Source organism: Candidatus Centipeda massiliensis, assembly GCF_900290285.1.
In the GTDB taxonomy this organism is placed as follows: Bacteria; Bacillota; Negativicutes; order Selenomonadales; family Selenomonadaceae; genus Centipeda; species Centipeda massiliensis.
Genome location: NZ_LT985755.1, coordinates 99,661 through 117,053, shown reverse-complemented (window position 1 = coordinate 117,053; position 17,393 = coordinate 99,661). Strand labels below are relative to the sequence as shown.

The following is a 17,393-nucleotide window of genomic DNA, read 5'->3' as shown; positions in this document are numbered from 1 at the left end:
GAGACGGGGCATGGAACTGTTTGATGTTCTGCCAGAGCGTTTTTTTGGACTCTTGGCGGGAAAATGTCGGCGCATCTATGCAGAGGCGGGTCTTTGCCTCTACGAACAGTACCGCCTTGCCCAGTTCGGCATTGAGCAGGAGATCCTGCGCGACCGCTTTCAGGAACTGATCGAGAGCTGGGCGGATGCCGGCGTTGCATACGAGGATGAGGGCTTTACGAGCCAGGAGACGTCAGCCGCAGAGGAGTCGCGCGCCAAAGCCAATCACATGATCCGACGCATGAAGGAGTTCGGCTGGCTGGACTATGAGCAGCGCGAGAACTTCAAAATATTTATCTTGCTCCCACACTACAGCAGCCGCTTGTGGGGGCTTTTTGCGAATCTCTGTGAGGGGCGTGCGGTCGAGTACCAACGCTTTGCCTTTACCACCTATCAGGTACTGTCGGGCGAGGCGGCAAAGGCACAGCCGAGCATGGCAGTACTTGAGGCGGAGCGTCTGGCGGAAGAGTTTGTCGAGGAACTCCGTATCCTCCTGAACAATATCAAGAGCAAGATGGAGCAGGTTGCCGCACAGACGAGTCTGCAGGAGGTTCTCTCGCACCATTTCATCGAATATCGTGCGGACATTGTGGATCGCAGCTATCACCGTCTCAAGACGTCGGATCACGTCTCGCGCTACCGTATCCGCATTCTGCAGGAGGTGCAGGAGATCCGGCAGAACAAGGAGCGTCGGCGCGCACTCTGCGAGGATGCCGTGCGCCGTCAGCTTGCCGACTCGATGGAGGCGGCGGAGTACCGCATGAACGCATCGCTGCAGTCGATTGAGGAGATCTATCGGGGACTCGATGAGATGTTTGCACAGATCGACCGTCGTCACAACCAGTATGTACGGGCTTCCTATGAGCGTGCACTGTACCTGCAGCAGGCGGGGAGCGCACGCGTGGAGAGCATGATCGCGGGCATTCTGCTCGCTGTCGCAGAGGCACGGGACAGGAGGGAGGAGATCCCAGCGCTGGAGAAGCTCTTTCGTCTGCAGCAGACGAATATGCTCCTGCCCTCGTCGCGCTACATCCCGCGTAAAAAACAGCGCACGCTGGAACCCGATACAGGAACCCCTGTGCGCAGCGTTGATGAGAGCGTTCGCGCGCGGATCCGGGAGGAGAGCGTGCTGCGCCTTGCACGCGGCATCTCGCGGCAAAAGATCGAGGCGTGGATTCTGGATGTGCTGGGACAGCGTGACAGCATGGAGATCAGCGAGCTGCTGACGCATCTGCTGGAGGAGGAAAACCCCGATCTCGTGCGTCTCCTCTATGCCTATCTCTACGGCTATGATGATCCGGCGAAGTACCGACTGGGCAAGCATAAGGAAATCGAGGAGCAGGACACGCTGCGCTACAGCAATCGCAGCATCAGACGCAGGGAGAAGAGAAAATGAAGCTGGAGGCCTTGAGCGAGCAGGAGCGTGTGCGTATTCGGAACGTGATACAGTCTCTTTTGGCGTGCAATTTTCTGACGCGCGAGCACGATGCAGCTCTTTACATTGCGGCGCGGCGCTATCGCGAAGAACTTGCGGAATACTTTCAGGTGGTCGGCTGGGAGTTCCGCGTGGATGAGCGCTACGAGATCGTTTGGCTGCTTTCCACAGGAATGGCACACAGGCGCTCCTTGACGTTGGAGGAAAGTATCTGGCTGCTCGTACTTCGTCTGATCTACGAGGAAAAACGCACGGGGCTGAATCTGAGCTCGTTCCCGATGACGACACTCGCCGAGATCCGCGCCAAGTATCTGGCTTTTCACCTGCCCGATCTGAAGAAAACGGCGATTCAGCGACTGACGCAGCTTGCCAGGCAGTACCGTCTGGCGGATGTGCTGGATCGGGATCTCTCCGAGGAAGCGCGGATCTGCCTCTTTCATACGCTTGCCCTTGCTGTAGATGGGGAGAAAGTATCGGATCTGCATAACAGACTTGAACTCTATCGTCAGAGGAAGGAGGAGAGCGATGAAGAAACTGCGGAAAATGAAGGTCATTAACTGGCATTATTTTGATGAGGACGAAATCTCCTTTGGTTCTGCCACCATGCTGTCCGGGCACAGCGGGGCGGGCAAGTCCACCCTGCTCGATGCGCTGCAGTACATCTTTATCGGCAGTCAGACGCAGACACGCTTCAATGCCTCGGCGACACAGGAGGCGCGACGTACACTGCTGCACTATCTGCGCGGCAAGATCAAGGCGGAGGACGTACAGTATCTGCGTGCGAATGAATTCACCTCCTATATTGTTCTGGAATTCTACGATGATGTGAAGAAGATTTCATTCCTTGCGGGCTATGTCGTCGATGTCTTTCGTGACGATGAGCTGCAGGAGGAGTTTTTCCTGCTGGATCGGCGCACCCTTGCAGAGGTCGAATTTCGGAGTGCAGACGGGGCACTCTATACGCGCGAGGCGTTTCGGCGGAGATATGCACACGCCGGCAGCGTCTTTGAAACGGGCAAGAAGCAGTGGCAAAAGCGTCTCATGAACCGACTGGGGCAGCTTTCCGCGCGCTTTCTGCCCGCATTTTCGCGTGCCCTTGCCTTTCGCCCCATAGATCATGTGCGCGATTTCATTTACGAATACATCCTGCTGCCCCGTGATTTGAAACTGGATGTACTGCGCGAGGTGTTCTATTCCTACCAGAAATTTGAACGCGATCTGCAGGGGATGCGCGCGCAGAAAACGCAGCTGGAAACTCTGCAGGATAACTATATCGCTTACTGCAAATGGCGGGATACGGTGTGTGAGCAGGAGTTTGTGCTGCTTTCCTTCCGCTGCATGCGCGATGAGGAGAAGCTGGAAACGGGGCGGCGGCAGCAGCAGAAATGCCGCGAGCGACTGGATGAACTGCGTATCCGGCTGCGTGAGCAGGAGCGTTTGTCCGAGCGCAGGAATCTGGAACGGCAGGAGGCGTATGCCGCATGGCAGGGACATGAGGGAAAGCGCAGACGTGACACCCTGCTTGAGGCACAGCGGGAGTGTGCGGAGAAAGAGCGTGCCCTCGTCGCCTCCCGTCAACGCATGCAGAAAGCGCTGCTGCAAGAAAGCGAAGGACTTGCGGCTCTCAGTGCATATCGCGCAGGAGAGTTCTTTGCCCTGCCCGTCGGCATGGAGGAGGTCTTGCGGGAACTTGCGGGTACTCTTACGTATGCGGCGGGGGACTCTGTTTCGACGGAGAAACTTGGCGTACTGCAGGAACGGATGCGTGCGGGGGGGATGTCGCTTGCAGAGATTGGCGCTGTGCTGCAGCGCGGCGCACTTCTCCTGGAACAGGAACAGACAGCAGCTGCCCGTCGGCAGGAGGAACTGCAGGTGGAGATCGAGGGACTGAAACGGCGGCAGCGCAAGTACCGCCCCGAGATGACGCGGCTGAGGGCGCTCCTTCAGGAACGACTTGCGGGACGTTCCAAGGTGCATGTTCTGTGTGAGGAACTTGAGATTCTGGACGAGGAGTGGCGCGATACAATCGAAGGCTATCTCAATACGCAGCGGTTTGATCTCCTTGTGGAGCAGGATGTCTTTCGTGAGGCACTGCATATCTATGAAACGGAGAAGAGAGAGCGCCATTTCGACGGAGTGGGGCTTGTCAATACAGAGGCGGAGAAAAAGTATCTGGACGCACAGGAAAGCGGCTCACTCGCCTCACTTCTACAGGCGAAAAATCCGCTCGTACAGGCGCGCATCAACCACCTGCTTGGGACAGTCATGCAGGCGGCCGACGAACAGGAGATGCTGTCGTACAAGAGTGCTGCGACAAAGTCCTGCATGTCCTATAAAGGTCTCGTTGCGCGTCAGATTCCGCGCCGTTTCTACGAGATTCCGTACATCGGTGCCGGCGCGATTGAACGTCAGCTCACGATCCGTCAGAGGGAATTGGAGGAGGTACGGCAGCGTCTCTCTGCGCTCGTGGAGGAAGCGCAGCGGATGCAGGAGATTGCAGGAATTCTCAATGAACCTCTGCACCGATATGCAGATCTTGCGGAGAAACTGTCCGTCTTGTCCGACATCGAAGCCTGTGCGGAAGAGCTAAAGCGGATTGCGGATGAGCTTGCGGCGATGGATCTCAGTGAGATCGACCGCCTGAAACAGGCCTACGAGGAGGCAGGACGGCGCGCCGACGAGGCGGCCCGTGCCTGCAGGGCAACGACGAAGGAACAGGCACATGCGGAGGCTGCATTGGATCAGGCGGAACGTGCGCTGCCGCTCATGGAGCGTGCGGCAGAGGAAGCTGCGGAAGCGGTTCGGGCATGGCAGGAGACCTATCCGGAACTTGCGGAAGGGGCAAAAACACGCCTTGATGCACTTTTGCAGGAGGCGCACGATGCGCGCGGCATAGAGGAGCGTCTGCAGAACTACGAGATCAGCAAGCGGGGCAATGAGACGCGGCGGGACAATATGTGGCAGCAGCTCCTGATCGCACGTGAACACTATGGCATCGAGCATGGGGATACGGGGCATGTTTACGACGCCGATCATGCCTATTATGAACAGATTCTTGAGCGGCTTGCTGCTACAGATATTCCTTCCTTCGAGGAGAAGGCAAGGGAGGCGCTTGCACAGTCGGAGATGGAGTTCAAGGCGCATTTCATCTTCAGTATGCGCGAGGCGATCGAAAACGCACGCTATGAATTCCGTGAGTTGAATCATTCCTTGGATCAGTTTCAGTTCCACAAGGACAAATACAGCTTTATCATCACGCCCAGTGCAAAGTATAAGCCGTTTTACGATGCGGTGATGGCGGCGGATTGGGAAACGGCGGGCGGACTCTTTGCAGAGACGGATACGGCGGCAAACGAGCAGGCGATGGAGCTGTTTGACAAGCTGGTCAAAGGTACGCCCGAGGAGCAGGAAGAGTTTTCGGATTACCGGCGCTATCTGGACTACGATATCCGCATCACCGATACGGCGGGACAGAGCTATATGTATTCGCGCGTCCTAAAGCAGACCTCGGGTGGAGAAACACAGACGCCGTTTTACATTGCAATACTCACTGCGTTTCAGCAGATTTACAATGACAAGACGATACGGCTTACCGTTTTTGATGAGGCATTCAACAAGATGGACGAGGAGCGCATCAAGTCCTGCATCAGACTCATCCAGCGCATGGGGATGCAGCTTGTCGTTGCAGTTCCCGACGAGAAGTTGGCGGCGATTGCGCCGCTGATGGATCAATCCATCATTGTCACCAATGCGGGGAATCACTGCTTTACGGATGAGCTTGGGAATGTGGCGACATGGGAGAAGGGAATGAAGGATGTACCCAGCGGAGCGCAGGAAACACTACGAGCAGGAAATTCTGACGATCCTGCTGGAAAAATATGAGCACAGCTTAGCCGCTGTCGGCGGGGCGGGGCGACGCCCGCAGTTTCGTCTGCTGAAGTCCAAGCTTGCCGCCGCCTATACGGATGAGATGGATCTGGATCAGCGTGAGGTGATCCATGCTGCAGCGCAGGAACTTGCGCAGCAGGGACTGATTCATATTGTATGGGAGCGGCATGGCACGGGACATATCGAGCGCATCCTGCTTGCCGCAGATGCACCGCAGCTCTATGCGCGTATGGGGCGCACGATGCCGCTTGTGCGCGTGGAGGAGTACCGTGCGTCGCTTTCGGTTTTGGATGCGTGCCCGCTGACATGGGTGCGGGCACTCTGCAGCGAGGCGGGAGAACTTCTCGCACGGAACAAGCTCCCCGCTTTTCTGCCCAAGGAGACGGATGTTCGGGAGAATTTGATCCGTGCGATCCTTGCGCTGCCGTCGGCGGCGGAAAACTCCATACCGAAGCGCGTATTCAGTCAGCACATCTTTGGCGACAGCAAGTATTTTGAACAGTTTGTGGAGGCGCCGCTGCTCCGCCTTCTGCGCCGTTTTGCCGAGGAACCGTGCGAGTCGGACGCAGAGTATCTGGATATGGCGGGCATTTCCGTTCATCAGGGAAAACTGTGGATTGCGGGAAAAATGGCGTTTTCCCTCCATGGCAGCGCATATTCCCTCGCCGATTTTCCGGGGGGGATCGGATTGACGTATGATACGATTGCTTCGATGGAGATCGATGCCCTGCCGCGCTCCGTCCTGACGGTTGAGAATCTGACTAATGCGGAGGTCTTGGCGCGGGACGGCGGAGCGGATCAACTGCTCATCTATACGGCGGGCTTTCCCAATCGAACGGTGCAGACATTCCTCCAAAAAATCGCCGCGCTGCATACATCCGTGGAGATGCGGCACTGGGGAGATCTCGACTACGGCGGAATCCGTATCTTTGAATATCTGCGTGCGCATTTCTTTCCTGCGCTCATCCCATATCGCATGGGGGCGGAGGATTTTTATGCGTACCTTTCGTTTGCCCATACGCTCACCGATATGCAGCGGAAACGGCTCATGACGCTGCTCGAACGCACAGAGTTTTCCGCATGGCATGAGCTCATTCGCACACTGCTGCACGAGGGAAAGTGGTTGGAGCAGGAAGTTATGCTGCTGGAAATATAAGAGATTACCGATTCCATAATCTTCCACATAGAAAATATGCAGGAAATTTACAGACAAGCGGAATATGATGAGAGCATGGGAAGCACTGATAAATTCAGCCACGCCATCTTAGCGCATCTTTTTTGTCCGCTTTTCGTTAGCAAATCCTCCACATAGCTTTGGCTATGCGTCCGGTTTGCTGCCTCAATCGGACGAAAAAATCTACGCCAATCTGACGGACTTCATTTTATCAGCGATTCCCAAGAGAGGGGGGTGTTCGTTGCAAGTATCCATACTGGCGAGCGGAAGCAAGGGAAATTCGGTCTATGTGGAGCTGGACGGCACGCGGCTTCTCATCGATGCGGGCATTAGTGCGGCGCGCATTACGAAGGGGCTGCGGGCGTGCGGTATCGAGCCGCAGGAGCTGGATGCCGTACTCATCACGCATGAGCATGTCGACCATGTGCGCGGGCTGAAAACACTCGCGAAGCGGTATCATCTGCCGATTCTTGCAACACGGGGCACGCTCGCGGGCATTGACGGCGGTGCAGCGTTCGAGGACGATATGCGTGGGATCACAGATGCGTTTATGATCGGAGGTGTGACCGTGCGTCCGTTTTCCATCTCGCACGATGCGGCGGAGCCGTGCGGCTTCCGCATTGAAGGTTCGCGCTGCTGCACACTTGCGACAGACCTCGGCGTTGTCACCGATACGGTGCAGGAGGCAATGGAGGGGGCGGATGTCCTCGTTCTTGAGGCGAATCACGATGCGGATCTCCTGCGGCAGGGCAGCTATCCTTGGCCGCTCAAGCGTCGCATTCTCTCGCATCGCGGACACCTTGCGAACGCAGATGCGGCATGGGCACTCACGCGCATGAAGAAGCACCCACGCAAGGTCTATCTTGCCCACCTCTCAGAGGAGAACAATCGCCCCGCGCTCGCCTGTGATACGGTGCAGGACATTCTCGCCTCACGCGGTGTGGTGATGGATATAGAGTCCTGCCTTCCAGAGGGCGGGGCAGAAATTATTGTGTAAAGAAGGAGATGTTTTTATGAACATCCGATCCCAAAAGCGCAAGGGGCTTGCCCTGACCGCTGCGGCTGTTCTGGCTTCCTTTGTCATCTTCGGCGGCTGCTCGATGGGAACGGCTGCGGACAACTCGGTTGGTGGAATGAAGCCGGCACAGGCAGTCGATGTTTCGGGTCTTTCGGAGGCGCGCAATACGCCCGTCGTCCGTGCGGCAAAGGCGGTGGGACCTGCTGTTGTCGGCATCACGAACAAGGCAGTCGCACGCGACTGGTTCAACAATCCGGTCGAGACGGAGGGCGTCGGCTCCGGCGTGATCTTCCGCAGCGACGGCTACATTGTGACGAATAACCATGTGGTCGACGGAGCGAAGGAGATCATTGTCTCGCTCTCCGACGGGCGCAGCCTCAAGGGTAAGCTCATCGGACAGGATGAGTTCACCGATCTCGCCGTTGTGAAGGTGGATGAAACGAACCTGCCAACGGCGGTCTTTGGCAACTCGGATTCCGTTGTGGTCGGTGAACCTGCTATCGCCATCGGCAACCCGCTCGGACTCGAGTTTCAGGGCAGCGTCACCGTCGGTGTTATCAGTGCGTTGAACCGCACGCTTGATGTCAGCGACAAGCGCGTGAAGCTGCTGCAGACCGATGCAGCAATCAGCCCCGGCAACTCGGGCGGGGCGCTCGTAAATGCCGACGGCGAGGTCATCGGCATCAACAGTGCGAAGGTGGCGGCAGCCGCTGTCGAGGGTATGGGCTTTTCCATCCCGATCAATACGGTGCAGACCATTGTGAATGAGCTGATCGAAAAGGGCTATGTGGCGCGTCCGTACCTCGGCGTCTCCGTGTTCGACCCGATGACAGCAGCGCGCTACGGCTATCAGCTCAACATCGACAAGGGCGTTTACATCTTCCGCCTGACGCTCGATGGACCCTGCGGCAAGGCGGGCTTCCAGCGCGGCGATATCATCCTCGAGATCGACGGTGAGGAGGTCAACAGTGTGGCAGAACTGCGCGCGAAGATCGCCTCATACAAGGTCGGCGACAAGGTGACGGTGACATACGACCGCAACGATACAAAGCGCAAGACGGAGGTTACGCTCGAAGAAATGCCGCAGGAGGATCGGTGAAGATCACCATTGTCTGTGCGGGAAAGCTGAAGGAAAGATATCTGCGTGACGGGATTGCGGAGTATGAGAAACGACTGCGTCCCTATGCCGATCTGCGCACAATCGAGATTGCCGAGGAGCGCATGAAGGATCATTCATCCGCAGCAGAGAAGGCAGAGATCCTGCGCCGTGAAGGAGAGCGCCTTTGCGCCCGCGTGCCGCAGGATGCGTATCTCATCGTCTTGGATGTCAGCGGTGCCGCGTATTCCTCGGAGGAGCTTGCGGCAAAGCTGGACGGGCTTGCACTCGCGGGGCAGAGCCACATTGCCTTTCTCATCGGCGGTCCCTTCGGGCTGTCGGATGAGGTGCGGCGTGCTGCTGGGCTTCGGCTCTCCTTCTCGCACTTCACACTCCCGCATCAGCTGATCCGACTCTTTCTGATGGAGCAAATCTATCGGGCTTTCAAGATCAGTCGGGGAGAGCCATATCACCTGTAGAACAAGGGGCTGTTGCACGAAGTTTTCTAGCTTCGTGCAACAGCCCTTTTTTGTATTTCAAGTGCATATTGTATTCATGCCCGTAATCTCTATACAAAGCTTTGTGCCTTGTGCTATACTCAGTCACGTTCGTTGGAACAGTCATCGGGTAAGCAAGAGGGAGGAATTATAATGTCTGACATGAAACAGTATGTAGATGATATTCTCGATCTGGTATCGAAGCGCGATCCCGATCAAACGCATTTTAAGAATACGGTCTCTGAGGTTCTGACCTCGGTCGTTCCTCTGTTGGAGAAACATCCTGAGTATAAGAAGCACAAGATCCTTGAGCGTATGGTCGAGGCAGACCGCATCATCACGTTCCGCGTACCGTGGGTTGATGATAAGGGCGAGATTCAGGTCAACCGCGGATTCCGTGTGCAGATGTCCAACACGCTTGGTCCCTACAAAGGCGGTCTCCGCTTCCATCCGAGCGTCACGCTCGACATTTTGAAGTTCCTCGCGTTCGAGCAGGTCTACAAGAACGCCTTGACGGGTCTGCCGATCGGCGGCGGCAAGGGCGGCTCGGACTTCGACCCGCATGGTCGGAGCGACAACGAAGTCATGAATTTCTGCCAGAGCTTTATGACGGAGCTCTATCGCCACATCGGTCCGAACGTGGATGTTCCGGCGGGCGATATCGGCGTTGGCGGCCGCGAGATCGGCTATCTCTTTGGTCAGTACAAGCGCATCCGTGACTCCTATGATGCGGGTGTCCTGACGGGCAAGCGCACGGACTACTGGGGCAGCCTTGCACGTACGGAGGCAACGGGCTACGGACTTCTCTACTTCGTACAGGATATGCTTGAGGCGAAGGGCATTGATCTCGCGGGTAAGACGATTGTTGTCTCCGGCGCGGGCAACGTTGCAATCTATGCCATCGAGAAGGCACAGGAGTTTGGCGCAAAGGTCGTGACCTGCTCCGACTCGAATGGCTACATCTACGATCCGAACGGCATTGATCTCGCGGCAGTCAAGGACATCAAGGAAGTTCGCCGCGCGCGCATCAAGGAGTATGTGGCGACGCACCCGAATGCAGAGTATCACGAAGGCTGCAAGGGTGTCTGGTCGGTCAAGTGCGATATCGCGCTCCCGTGCGCAACGCAGGGAGAGATTGACCTGGAGTCGGCAAAGCTGCTCGTTGCGAACGGTGTGCAGGCGGTCGGCGAGGGCGCAAATATGCCGTCGACCCTCGATGCGATTGCATATTTCCAGAGTCACAAGGTTCTCTTTGCACCGGCAAAGGCGGCGAATGCGGGCGGTGTCGCGACCTCTGCGCTTGAGATGTCGCAGAACTCCGAGCGTCGTCAGTGGACGTTTGAGAAGGTGGACAAGCGTCTCCGCAAGATCATGAGCCATATCTACCGCGATGCGAAGAAGAATGCGGAACTGTATGCCGATCCCGACGATCTCGTTGCGGGCGCGAACATCACCGCATTTGCGAAGGTTGCGGATGTGATGCTCGCACACGGTCTGGTGTAAGCGAATTATTATTTGAACAAGGGCTGCTTCGGCAGCCTTTTTTCGTTGAGGATCCGTGCAGAAACGCGGGAACTGTGCTATAATAGGCGGGATTTTAGGGAGCCTTGACAGAGGAGGAGTATACTTACTGTGGATATTTCATTGATGGAACTGGTGAAGGTTGTCATTCTGGGCATTGTGGAGGGACTGACGGAGTGGCTGCCCGTATCGAGTACGGGGCACATGATTCTCGTCGATGAGTTCATCCGGCTCGATGTATCGACGGCGTTCATGGATATGTTCCTGGTCGTGATCCAGCTTGGAGCGATTCTCGCCGTCGTTGTGCTGAACGCTGCCAAACTCAATCCGTTCTTAAAGAGCAAGTCTGAGGCGGAGCGTCGTGAGACTCTCGATCTCTGGGGCAAGGTCATCGTTGCCTGTCTGCCCGCCGCTGTGATCGGTCTCGCCTTTAATAAATATATGGAAGAGCATTTTATGAATGCGCCCGTCGTCGCTGCAATGCTGATTCTCTACGGTGTACTCTTTATCGTGGTGGAACGCTGGAACAAGCGCCGTACGCCGCGTGTGGAGAACCTTGCGAAACTGGACTACCGCACGGCATTCATCATCGGCATGTTCCAAGTGCTGTCGCTCGTGCCAGGGACGAGCCGTTCGGGTGCAACGATCCTCGGCGGCATTATCTTCGGTGCAAGCCGTTACGTTGCAACGGAGTTCACCTTCTTCCTTGCGATTCCCGTTATGTTTGGCGCATCTTTCCTGAAGCTTGTAAAATTCGGTTGGAACTATACGGGGACGGAAGTCATGATCCTCGCGGTCGGCATGGTGACGGCATTCGTCGTGTCCATCCTCTCGATCCAGTTCCTCCTGCGCTACATCAAGCGCAACGATTTCACAGCATTTGGCTGGTACCGCATCGCCCTCGGCATCGTTGTGCTCGCCTATCTCTTCCTCGTCGGCGACCCGACGAAGGAGTAATCTATGAAAATTATCGCAGGGCTTGGCAATCCTGGTGCAGAATATGCTCATACGAAGCATAACGTCGGATTTATGCTTGTCGATGTGTTGGCGGAAAAACTCGGTGCTGCGTCATGGAAGGAAGATTTCTTCTCTGCGCTTACAGAGGTTCGCATCGGCGGGGAAAAGGTCTTTCTCGTAAAACCTCTGACCTATATGAATAACAGCGGTGAGGCTCTCGGTCCGATGCTCTCCTACTATAAGCTGGATGTGGATGACCTCGTCGTCGTGCACGATGATATGGATATCCCTGCTGGTATGGTGCGCATTCGCAGAAAGGGGAGTTCTGGCGGACACAACGGCATTAAGTCCATCATTGCCCATGTGGGCAGCGAGGATTTTGCGCGCGTCCGCATCGGCATCGGACGTCCCCCTGCGGGCTGGACGGTCATCCATCACGTTCTCGCACCATTTTCAACAGAGGACGCACCTAAGATTCGCGCGGCAATCGACTATCTTCTTCCTGCGGTGGAGTCCATCGTGACGGATGGGGGTGATTTTGCGATGAATCGGTATAATCCGCACAAGAAAAAGACAAAGAAGCAAGAGGGGAGTCATGAAGCCCAAGAAGAAAGCGGCGCGTCCGCACAGACATAGCGATGAGATCACGGCCGTCTATGCCGACCGTCGTGGCAATATTTGTGAGGCGGAGGGGCTGCGCGGACTCGGGCGTGTCGGTGCAAAGAATGTTCTGCTTGCACCGGAGGATCTGATTCCGCTGCCCGAGAGCGCTGACCTGATGTTTATGCCGGAGCACTCTGCCGTAGGGCAGGGAGGAGAGGGACAGGAGGAGCGCATTCCGGGGACGGCGGTTGCCGCGATTCTGCCGCAGGGCTATACGCGGACGCATCTCCCTGCGTTTTTTCGCTCGGATGGCGCTGCACCTCTGCCGCTCTACGGGTATACCGCTGTGGTGTCCCATCGCGGTCAGCTGTGTGCTGCCGCCCTATATACGGACGAGAACGAGAAATGGGATCCTGCCAACTATAATGGAAAGGAACTTAAGAAACTCGTGCGGCGCACGATGAAGGATCTGCCGAACAATCGCATTGTGGAGCAGGTTGGGAACTGCTCGCTGAACTATCACTGTCTGACGGCGCAGAATCTCTTTTATCGCCGTTGGGAGTGCGGCGTACCCACATCACCTGTATGTAACGCGAACTGCCTCGGCTGTATCTCCCTTCAGAGTTCGGAGTGCTGTCCCTCACCGCAGGCGCGCATTACGTTTTCTCCAACGGCAGAGGAGATCGCCGAGGTCGGCATCTATCATCTTTCGCTTGCGCCCGACGGCATCATCAGCTTTGGGCAGGGCTGCGAGGGCGAACCGTCACTCGCCGCTGACCGTATTGCCGAGGGGATCCGTAGGATTCGCTCCGTAACTGCGCGCGGTCAGATCAACATGAACTCGAATGCGGGATTTCCCGATGGGATGAAGAAAATCGTGGACGCAGGGCTGGATTCCCTGCGCGTTTCCATCATCAGTGCGCACGATGCGAGTTATCATGCCTACTACCGCGCCAACTATCCGCTGGACAATGTCAAAGAATCCCTGCGTTATGCGCTCGACCACGGTGTCTACGTGTCGTTGAATCTCCTCCACTTCCCAGGGTTTACGGATCGGGCAGAGGAACTTCGTGCGTGGCAGGAATTTTTCCGTGCGCTGCCCGTGCAGATGATACAGATGCGAAATCTGAACATCGACCCAACGCTCTTTCTGCAAACAATGCCGGAGGCACAGAGTGCGCCCCTTGGGACACGCGCGTTTATGGAAGCACTTCATGCGGAGTTTCCGCAGCTGGTCATTGGCAGCTTCAGTCACTATGTGACGGGGCATTGAACAGGGGGACGGCGTGGATCCGTGGGGTTGACAGCAGCCAATAAATATGCTAGTATTCGCTAATGTGGGTGTGCAGCCGAATAGGAAAAGCGCCCATCCCCAACCGCACGGCGAGGTCATTACAATCGGCATTGTCGAACCGTAGCCGGCGAGTAACATATAGGGAGGTGTTTTCATGTATGCAATCGTAAAGACAGGCGGCAAGCAGTACAAGGTTGCCGAGGGCGATACCCTTTTTGTGGAGAAGCTCGAAGCAGGTGAGGGTGAGACCGTCGTTTTTGATCAGGTTCTGACTGTCGTGAATGACGGCAGTGTCAAGGTCGGTCGTCCGATGGTCGACGGCGCGAAGGTGACAGCGAAAGTCATGGCGCACGGCAAGGGCAAGAAGATCCTTGTCTTCAAGTACAAGGCGAAGTCCAACTACCGTAAGCGTCAGGGTCATCGTCAGCCATTCACGAAGGTCGTTATCGAGAAGATCGAGGCGTAATCCGTGATTTTGGTTGAGATCTTCACAAATGCGGACGGGATGATTGCGGGGTATCGTGTTACAGGACACAGCGGTACGGCAAAGCGCGGGCAGGATATTGTCTGTGCAGGCGTATCGGCTCTGACCCAGTCTGCGCTTCTTGGCATCATGGAGCATCTGCATCGCACCGTCGACTATGACATTGCGAGCGGGAATCTCGATATGCGGCTCATGGAGCCGCCGGATGATTGCAGCGAAGCAATTCTGCGCAGTATGTATATGGGACTCGCGGAAATAGAGAAGATCAGCCCAAAGGGCATTCGAATTCAGGAAGTAAAGGGGTGAACAAATTGTTCTCGTTTGATTTGCAGCTTTTTGCACATAAGAAGGGCGTCAGCTCGACGCGCAATGGCCGCGACAGCCACTCCAAGCGCCTTGGCGTGAAGGAGCAGGCCGGCACGCATGTGACGGCTGGCAGCATCATCGTGCGTCAGCGCGGCACGCATTTCCATCCGGGGCACAATGTCGGGATCGGCAAGGATGATACGATCTTTGCGAAGATCGACGGCAAGGTTGCCTTTGAGCGCAAGGGGCGTCATCAGCGCCAGATCAGTGTGTATCCGCTTGCGGAGGCCGCTGTATAACTTTGTTCTATGCGGATGCCTGTACCTTGGTGGTGCAGGCTCTTTTCTATAGGGGGACGTATGCAGTTCATAGACCGCGCACAGATCACGGTGAAGGCCGGAGACGGCGGACATGGGAAATCCGCATTCCGTCATGAAAAATTTATGCCGAAGGGCGGTCCGTCGGGCGGGGACGGTGGACGCGGCGGAGATGTGATCTTCCGCGCTGACCGCAATCTGAATACGCTCCTCTCGTTTCGTTTTCATCGCAAATTCATCGCGAAAAATGGTGAGAACGGCGAGCACAAGAATCAGTACGGCAGGAATGCACAGCCTCTCTATGTAGATGTTCCGCCGGGCACGCTTGTGACCGATGAGGCGACGGGTGAGGTGCTTGCCGATCTCACGGAGGTCGGTATGGAGACGGTGATCGCACGCGGCGGGCGCGGCGGGCGCGGCAACGCGAAATTCGCAAATGCGGCGAATCGTGCGCCGTCCTTCGCAGAGTTTGGCGAGCCGGGCGAGAGTCGGAAGCTCCGCTTGGAGCTGAAGCTGCTCGCGGATGTCGGACTCGTCGGCTATCCGAGTGTCGGCAAGTCGAGTCTTGTCGCCTCCTGCTCTGCGGCACGCCCTGAGATTGCGGATTATCACTTTACGACATTGACGCCCGTCCTCGGTGTGGTTCAGACGGATTACGAGAAGAGTTTCGTCATGGCGGATATTCCCGGACTCATCGAGGGGGCTGCCGACGGCGTGGGGCTTGGACATGATTTCCTTCGCCACGTCGAGCGCACGCGCCTCATTCTGCACATTGTGGATGCCTCCGGCATCGAGGGACGCGATCCCGTCGAGGATTATTACAAGATCAATGCCGAGCTGGCGCGTTATAGTGAGAAAATCGCAAAGCGCACACAGATCCTCGTGGCGAATAAGATCGATCTTCCGTCCGCAGAGGAGCATCTGCCTCGTCTGCAGGAACTCGCCCAACAGGAGGGGATGGAGTTCTTTGCCATTTCGGCGGCGACACGTGCCGGGGTACAGGAGCTGATCGATCACGTTGGCGCATGGCTGGAGGCGTATGTCCCGGAACCCGAGGCGGAGGAAGATGATGTTGCTGTCTACGACCAGAATGCCGAGGATGATGAGAAGGTGACAATCTCGCGCAATGATGCGGGCGATTTCATCGTTTCCGGCAAGGCGATTGAGAAGCTCGTCGCGATGACGAATTTCAACAACGATGAGGCGGTACGCCGATTCCAATATATATGGCGCCTCAAGGGACTGGATGAAAAGCTCCGTGCGCGCGGCATCAAAGAGGGGATGACCGTTCACATTGGGGATATGGCATTCGACTATCAGGACTAACGGAGGAAGAACTTTGCTGCGAAATTCGCTGACAAGCAAACAGATTCGAAAACTGCGCTCCCTCGGCATGACGGAGGAGGCCATCGTCATGATCGGCAAAGAGGGCGTAACGCCGACCGTTGTTGCCTCTGCGCGTGAGGCGATCAAGAAACGCGAGCTCATCAAGGTGCGCGTCCTTCAAAATGCGCCGGATGAGCCAGAGGATGCGATCACCGTCCTTGCTGAGCGGGCGGATGCGAATCTCGTTCAGGTAATCGGCAGAAACGGACTGCTTTTCCGACGGAACTTCGAGAAGCCAAGGATCGAGCTATGAGTGCAAGAGAGCGTCTGCGCGAGGCAAAGCGCATCGTTGTGAAGGTGGGGACGAGCACGCTCACGCACCCGTCTGGGGGCATGAGTCTCCATCGGATCGAGCATCTCGTGCGCGAGCTGATCGATGAGGCGAACCAAGGGAAGGAGATTCTGCTGGTCTCCTCCGGTGCGATTGCGGCAGGGATGAATGCGCTTGGGCTGAAAGAGCGTCCCGCAGGGATCCCTGCACGGCAGGCGCTGGCGGCGATTGGGCAGGGGGCACTGCTGCACATCTATGAGAAGTTTTTCCATGAGTACGGGCGCACCATGGCGCAGGTGCTCCTCACAAAGGAAAATGCGGCGCGCCATCACCAGTACATGAACTCTCGCAACGCGCTCCTCGCACTTCTCGGAATGAACGTCATCCCCGTCATCAACGAGAATGATGCGGTTGCAGTCGATGAGATCAAGATCGGGGATAATGACAATCTATCCGCCGTTGTTGCGGCGCTCGTCGATGCGGACGCACTCATCATCCTGTCGGACATTGACGGAGTCTATACGGCGAATCCGCGTACGGATGCGTCGGCAACGCTGATCTCCGAGATTCCAGAGATCACACCTGCGATTGAGCGGATGGCGGGCGGTGCAGGATCTGCACAAGGAACGGGTGGGATGCAGACCAAGATCGAGGCGGCGAAAATCGCTCAGAACGCCGGTGTGACGATGGTAATTGCACGCGGTGATGAGGATGGCACGATCCGCTCCATTCTGCGTGGTGAGGAGATCGGAACCCTCTTCCCGGCGCGTGAGGCACATCTCCGGGCGCGCAAGAGCTGGCTTGCCTTTGGACAGCGGCTGATGGGCGAAATCTCTGTCGACGCAGGCTGCATCGCTGCCATGCGGCGCGGAGCGAGCCTTCTGGCGGTCGGAGTAACGGCGGTTGACGGTGATTTCTCGGCGGGTGATACGGTGCGTGTTCTAAGCCCCGAAGGGCAGGAGATCGCGCGCGGCATTGCGGCATACAATGCGGCGGATGTCGCGCGGCTCATGGGACACCAGACTGCCGATTTCCAAGGAATCATTCCAGAGGTATCACATGAGGAGATCATCCATCGGGACAACATGGTGCTGATGGTATAAGGAG

17 protein-coding genes are annotated in these 17,393 nt (G+C 56.7%); all 17 read left to right on the top strand.

Annotated features, from left to right (window positions below; translation table 11 throughout):
* The first annotated feature begins 10 nt into the window (after window positions 1–10).
* The 17 genes from C8273_RS06390 to proB all read left to right on the top strand — a co-directional run bounded on the left by C8273_RS06390 (window position 11) and on the right by proB (window position 17,389).
* A complete protein-coding gene (locus C8273_RS06390; protein WP_106626944.1) occupies window positions 11–1,435 on the top strand; it encodes a Wadjet anti-phage system protein JetA family protein in 1,425 nt (474 codons plus the stop codon).
* Entirely contained in the window at window positions 1,432–2,031 is a 600-nt protein-coding gene (locus tag C8273_RS06385) for a DUF4194 domain-containing protein (RefSeq protein WP_106626943.1), read from the top strand. Before C8273_RS06390 ends, C8273_RS06385 begins: the two co-directional genes overlap by 4 nt.
* On the top strand, window positions 2,000–5,356 hold the full coding sequence (locus tag C8273_RS06380) for an ATP-binding protein (RefSeq protein ID WP_106626942.1): 3,357 nt from the start codon (window positions 2,000–2,002) through the stop codon (window positions 5,354–5,356). The genes C8273_RS06385 and C8273_RS06380 overlap by 32 nt, the downstream gene beginning before the upstream one ends.
* A complete protein-coding gene (locus tag C8273_RS06375; RefSeq protein WP_106626941.1) occupies window positions 5,289–6,518 on the top strand; it encodes a Wadjet anti-phage system protein JetD domain-containing protein in 1,230 nt (409 codons plus the stop codon). The genes C8273_RS06380 and C8273_RS06375 overlap by 68 nt, the downstream gene beginning before the upstream one ends.
* Before the next feature lie 259 nt (window positions 6,519–6,777).
* Window positions 6,778–7,533 (top strand): MBL fold metallo-hydrolase, encoded by a 756-nt coding sequence (locus C8273_RS06365; protein WP_106626939.1) that lies wholly within the window; start codon window positions 6,778–6,780, stop codon window positions 7,531–7,533.
* A gap of 16 nt (window positions 7,534–7,549) precedes the next feature.
* Window positions 7,550–8,653 (top strand): S1C family serine protease, encoded by a 1,104-nt coding sequence (locus C8273_RS06360; protein ID WP_106626938.1) that lies wholly within the window; start codon window positions 7,550–7,552, stop codon window positions 8,651–8,653.
* Entirely contained in the window at window positions 8,650–9,129 is a 480-nt protein-coding gene (rlmH, locus tag C8273_RS06355) for a 23S rRNA (pseudouridine(1915)-N(3))-methyltransferase RlmH (RefSeq protein ID WP_106626937.1), read from the top strand. The genes C8273_RS06360 and rlmH overlap by 4 nt, the downstream gene beginning before the upstream one ends.
* A 171-nt stretch (window positions 9,130–9,300) precedes the next feature.
* Window positions 9,301–10,650, top strand: a complete 1,350-nt coding sequence (gene gdhA / locus C8273_RS06350) for an NADP-specific glutamate dehydrogenase (protein WP_106626936.1) — start codon at window positions 9,301–9,303, stop codon at window positions 10,648–10,650.
* A 144-nt stretch (window positions 10,651–10,794) separates the two neighbouring features.
* Window positions 10,795–11,625, top strand: a complete 831-nt coding sequence (locus tag C8273_RS06345) for an undecaprenyl-diphosphate phosphatase (protein WP_106626935.1) — start codon at window positions 10,795–10,797, stop codon at window positions 11,623–11,625.
* 3 nt (window positions 11,626–11,628) lie between these two features.
* Entirely contained in the window at window positions 11,629–12,261 is a 633-nt protein-coding gene (gene pth / locus C8273_RS06340; RefSeq protein WP_106626934.1) for an aminoacyl-tRNA hydrolase, read from the top strand.
* Entirely contained in the window at window positions 12,221–13,501 is a 1,281-nt protein-coding gene (locus C8273_RS06335; RefSeq protein WP_106626933.1) for a radical SAM protein, read from the top strand. The genes pth and C8273_RS06335 overlap by 41 nt, the downstream gene beginning before the upstream one ends.
* Before the next feature lie 175 nt (window positions 13,502–13,676).
* Entirely contained in the window at window positions 13,677–13,988 is a 312-nt protein-coding gene (rplU, locus tag C8273_RS06330; protein ID WP_106626932.1) for a 50S ribosomal protein L21, read from the top strand.
* A gap of 3 nt (window positions 13,989–13,991) precedes the next feature.
* Complete coding sequence (locus tag C8273_RS06325; RefSeq protein ID WP_106626931.1) at window positions 13,992–14,312, top strand: ribosomal-processing cysteine protease Prp; 321 nt, start codon at window positions 13,992–13,994, stop codon at window positions 14,310–14,312.
* A complete protein-coding gene (rpmA, locus tag C8273_RS06320) occupies window positions 14,309–14,611 on the top strand; it encodes a 50S ribosomal protein L27 (protein WP_106626930.1) in 303 nt (100 codons plus the stop codon). Before C8273_RS06325 ends, rpmA begins: the two co-directional genes overlap by 4 nt.
* A 60-nt stretch (window positions 14,612–14,671) precedes the next feature.
* Window positions 14,672–15,955, top strand: a complete 1,284-nt coding sequence (gene obgE, locus C8273_RS06315) for a GTPase ObgE (RefSeq protein WP_106626929.1) — start codon at window positions 14,672–14,674, stop codon at window positions 15,953–15,955.
* Between the two features lie 13 nt (window positions 15,956–15,968).
* Window positions 15,969–16,268, top strand: coding sequence for a YhbY family RNA-binding protein (locus C8273_RS06310; protein WP_106626928.1), 300 nt, complete (start codon window positions 15,969–15,971; stop codon window positions 16,266–16,268).
* Complete coding sequence (gene proB, locus C8273_RS06305) at window positions 16,265–17,389, top strand: glutamate 5-kinase (protein WP_106626927.1); 1,125 nt, start codon at window positions 16,265–16,267, stop codon at window positions 17,387–17,389. The genes C8273_RS06310 and proB overlap by 4 nt, the downstream gene beginning before the upstream one ends.
* The last annotated feature ends 4 nt before the right edge of the window (window positions 17,390–17,393 follow it).